Raw genomic sequence first — 579 nt, 5'->3', positions numbered from 1 at the left:
CTCTAAAGAAGGTTTTATAGATTTAGAAGAATCGTCATCTTTTCTTCTAAAGGAAATTCAGAGAGTTCAACCAGAGAATCTGGTGGAGGTGAGCGGAATCGAACCGCCGACCTCTACGTTGCGAACGTAGCGCTCTAGCCAACTGAGCTACACCCCCCATATAGGGTGGATCGTAGCCTAGTGGTCTCTAGTTAGCTTGACGACGAAGAACTGCTTCGTCTCTCATCGCTATACCGGCATCTGGTACCAACGGTGTTGCCGGCCGGAAAGGTACGACTACATCTTGAGAATCAAATTCTTTTTGATTTCGGAGTGTGAGCAAGGTTCCATATCCAACTAGTGCGACGTCAGCAAGGAAATGCATCATCCACATGAAACTTCCTACTGTCAAGGCAAACAAGAAGGTCATAACTGCGATTCCAATGAGCGCTATTAGAACATCTCTTCGACGGCGTTTAGCGGCCCGAGCACTATTGGGAATCTCTTTAGCTGCCTTCTGTACTGCTTGCCAAGCGTTGGTGTGGTGGCCTCCAGCGACTGCAAGAGGAGGTCTCAGAACTGGTCGTTGAGTGTTTCGTC

The 579-nt window shown here is 48.5% G+C and carries 1 protein-coding gene and 1 tRNA gene; both read right to left on the bottom strand.

Features of this window, described 5'->3' with window-relative positions:
- Nucleotides 1–80 precede the first annotated feature (80 nt).
- Nucleotides 81–157: transfer RNA gene (locus QF777_12135), tRNA-Ala, on the bottom strand.
- Between the two features lie 30 nt (nucleotides 158–187).
- A partial coding sequence (locus QF777_12130) for a hypothetical protein (protein ID MDP6912277.1) occupies nucleotides 188–579 on the bottom strand: 392 nt, incomplete at its 5' end.

It is taken from the genome of Acidimicrobiales bacterium, from assembly GCA_030747595.1.
Lineage (GTDB): Bacteria > Actinomycetota > Acidimicrobiia > Acidimicrobiales > MedAcidi-G1 > UBA9410.
This window is presented reverse-complemented; position numbering and strand designations above follow the sequence as displayed.